Origin of the sequence: Microbacterium sp. 69-10, assembly GCF_001897945.1 — a bacterium.
Lineage (GTDB): Bacteria > Actinomycetota > Actinomycetes > Actinomycetales > Microbacteriaceae > Microbacterium.
This window is the reverse complement of record NZ_MKRT01000028.1, coordinates 151,644-154,543: the sequence shown is the minus strand read 5'-3', so window position 1 is coordinate 154,543 and position 2,900 is coordinate 151,644. Positions and strand designations below refer to the sequence as shown.

At 66.7% G+C, this 2,900-nt stretch carries 3 protein-coding genes and 1 pseudogene; all 4 read left to right on the top strand.

What is annotated here, in order from left to right; genetic code table 11:
- Positions 1-1,218, top strand: a 1,218-nt coding sequence (locus BGN97_RS15250; RefSeq protein WP_292703271.1) for an ATP-binding protein, incomplete at its 5' end; no start/stop codon positions are given.
- Between the two features lie 206 nt (positions 1,219-1,424).
- Entirely contained in the window at positions 1,425-1,784 is a 360-nt protein-coding gene (locus tag BGN97_RS15245) for a metalloregulator ArsR/SmtB family transcription factor (protein WP_188700255.1), read from the top strand.
- A complete protein-coding gene (locus BGN97_RS15240) occupies positions 1,781-2,461 on the top strand; it encodes a cation transporter (protein ID WP_292703268.1) in 681 nt (226 codons plus the stop codon). The genes BGN97_RS15245 and BGN97_RS15240 overlap by 4 nt, the downstream gene beginning before the upstream one ends.
- A 189-nt stretch (positions 2,462-2,650) precedes the next feature.
- A pseudogene (locus BGN97_RS15235) lies at positions 2,651-2,900 on the top strand (heavy metal translocating P-type ATPase); the annotation flags it as partial.

The following is a 2,900-nucleotide window of genomic DNA, read 5'->3' as shown; positions in this document are numbered from 1 at the left end:
CTCGCAGAGGGCGGCCTCGGCTCCGACGGCGTCTTCGTCGGCCAGGATCTCTACTCCGGCGGCTCATTCGTCTACGACCCATGGGTGCTCTACTCACGTGGTCTCATCACCGCACCCAACGTCGTCCTCGCAGGCATCGTCGGGTCCGGGAAATCCTCGCTCGCGAAAAGCCTCTACACGCGCTCGCTCCCATTCGGGCGGTGCGTCTACGTGCCCGGCGACCTGAAGGGCGAACACACCGCGGTCGCCGAAGCGGTCGGCGGCCGAGCCATCGTCCTCGGCCACGGCCTCTCCACCCGGCTCAACCCACTCGACGAGGGATACCGGCCCGCCGGTCTCAGCGACGAGACCTGGATCAGCACCGTCGCGTCCCGCCGCCGGGATCTCATCGGTGCACTCGCGGAGACCGTGCTTGACCGGCCGCTCACACCACTCGAGCACACGGCCATCGACACGGCGCTGACGGAGACGGTGGCGGAGAATGACGTTCCGATCTTGCCGATGGTCGTCGACCGGGTCCTCAACCCCAGCCGGACGTCGGACCCTGAGCATCGGCTTGCCGAGGACGGTCGCCTTGTCGGGCACGCACTACGGCGTCTCGTCGCCGGTGACCTTGCCGGGCTGTTCGACGGGCCGTCGACGGTGACGTTCGATCCGAGCCTGCCGATGATCTCCCTCGACCTCTCACGAGTGGCGGAGAACTCGACACTGATCTCGGTGCTGATGACGTGCTCGTCAGCGTGGATGGAATCGGCGCTGCTTGACCCGAACGGCGGGCAGCGGTGGTGCATCTACGACGAGGCTTGGCGGCTCATGCAACACCCGGCGCTTCTTCGCCGTATGGATGCGCACTGGCGGCTCGCTAGGGCGTACGGGATCGCGAACATGCTGATCTTCCACAAGCTCACCGACCTCGAGAACGTCGGCGACCAGGGATCGGCCATGCGGTCGCTCGCGAACAGCCTGCTCGCTAACGCCGAGACCCGCATCATCTACCGCCAAGAGACCGACCAGCTTGGCGTCACCGCGAACGCGCTCGGCCTCACCGGCACAGAACAGAAGCTCCTGCCCGGCCTCGGCGTCGGGCAGGGGCTGTGGCGGATCAAGGACCGCTCATTCGTCTGTCAGCACCAGCTGCACCCGGCAGAGCTGGAGCTCTTCGACACGACTGGTCGGATGACAGATGAAACCCGCAAGTTCACGATTCCTGAAGGGTAAAACGCCGGAAGATGCGGGTTCAGGCCGTGGCTTCTGGGGCGTGGGGTTGCATGTTCGCGGAACCTGCAACCCCAGCGACGGTTCGTCCGTCCCCGGTCGCGTGATTGTGCCGCAAGACCGGGGGCTCTGGCAAGAGATCTGCGGCGGCGTCGCCGCCTGACAGTACACCCTTGTCAATTGGTCACTTATAACTGTATAGTCAGCGCATGCTGACTATTGCTTCGCGGGTTGACGTGATGAACCGACTGGGCCGGGCGATGGCAGACGCGACGCGTTCGCGCATCCTGCTCTCGCTTCTGGATGGTCCGGGCTATCCGGCACGGCTCGCCCGTGAGCTGGAGTTGACGCGCACGAACGTGTCGAACCATCTCGCGTGCCTGCGTGGGTGTGGGATCGTGGTCGCCGAGCCCGAGGGCCGGCAGACACGGTACGAGATCGCCGATCCGCATCTCGCTGCCGCGCTGACAGCGCTCGTGGACGTGACGCTCGCGGTTGACGAGCACGCGCCGTGCATCGACCCGGCCTGCCGGGTCCCGGGGTGCTGCGAGCCGGAGACCGTCTCGTGACCGGGGCGACGCTGACTCCGGCGAGGATCGGGGTGCTGCGGCGGCGGATCAGGATCGTCGTGGCGATCACGATCACCTGGAACGTCGTCGAAGCGATTGTCGCCCTCACCGCGGGTGGGGCGGCGTCGTCGGCGGCATTGATCGGGTTCGGGCTGGACTCGATCGTCGAGGTGCTCTCGGCCGCGGCGGTCGCGTGGCAGTTCGCTGCCCCTGATCCGGAGCGGCGGGAGAAGATCACGCTGAGTGTGATCGCGGTGTCGTTCTTCGCTCTCGCCGCCTATGTGACGGTCGATGCGGTGCTGTCGCTGGCGGGGCTGCGTGACCCAGAGCATTCACCGGTGGGGATCGCGATCGCCGCCCTCAGTCTCGTGGTGATGCCGTTCCTGTCGTGGTTCGAGCGCCGCACCGGACGTGAGCTGGGGTCGGCGTCGGCGGTCGCGGACTCGAAGCAGACCCTGATCTGCACTTACCTCTCCGCCGCGCTCCTGGTCGGGCTCGTGCTCAACAGCCTGCTCGGATGGGCGTGGGCAGACTCGATCGCCGCGCTTGTGATCGCCGTGTTCGCGATCCGTGAAGGCATCGAAGCCTGGCGGGGTGAGACCTGCACCGAGCCAGTTGCCGTGCTGACTGGGGAGCGCGAGGCGGACCGCTGCGAGGACGGATGCTGTTCGTCGTAGGATGTCAGGAATACCCCCTGGGGGTATTGGGTTGTTGTGGGTGACGCACCTGATGCGGGTGCGCTGACGAAGGAGTGATCGATGTCCGATCCGCATGCGCACCACCACGATCCAGGCCTGCACCGCACGGGGGCGACGACGTCCGCGAGCGACCACGCGCATCACGACGACCACGTGCCATCGCACCAGATGCACGACGAGCAGCCCACTGCTCCCGGGCATGAGGCGCACGCGCAGCGCAGCGGGCACATGGGGCACGGCGGCCATGTGGGGCATGGGGATCATGTGGGACAGTTCCGTCGCCTGTTCTGGGTGAATCTGCTGATCGCGGTGCCGGTGGTGGCGTTCTCGCCGATGTTCGCGATGATCCTCGGCTACACGGTTCCGGGCTGGGCGGTATGGGGCGCGCCGGTGCTCGGCACGATCATGTACGTCTGGG